This window comes from Komagataeibacter intermedius TF2 (assembly GCF_000964425.1).
Classification (GTDB): Bacteria; Pseudomonadota; Alphaproteobacteria; order Acetobacterales; family Acetobacteraceae; genus Komagataeibacter; species Komagataeibacter intermedius.
The window spans coordinates 1-267 of sequence record NZ_BANF01000527.1 but is presented as its reverse complement, the minus strand read 5'-3'; the positions used below and the strand labels follow the sequence as shown (position 1 = coordinate 267).

Annotated in this window: 1 protein-coding gene; it reads right to left on the bottom strand. The window is 65.5% G+C overall.

Annotated features, from left to right (window positions below; translation table 11 throughout):
- Positions 1–267 (bottom strand): hypothetical protein (locus B7449_RS18290; RefSeq protein ID WP_048884032.1); only part of this gene is annotated, 267 nt, incomplete at both ends.

The window sequence follows — 267 nt, the reverse complement described above, 5'->3', positions numbered from 1 at the left end:
TGGACGGCTTCCAGCGCCGTGACGTTCCGGGCGTAGCGTCCATCCATCCGGGCTGCATCGCGTGCCCCTTCCAGCTTGGTCCGCACGGCGCCGGAGAGCATTTCAGCAGCCGTAACCCAGACATTGCGACCGTCCACGCTTCGTACCGGATCGAGATAGACCGCATCACCCAGTGCGGCCGCGACCTCAGTTTCGGACTGCCCCATGAGTTCCGCGATCCGCGGCATTTCCACGCCGCCTGTTTCATGCAGGCAGACGGCCAGGGCG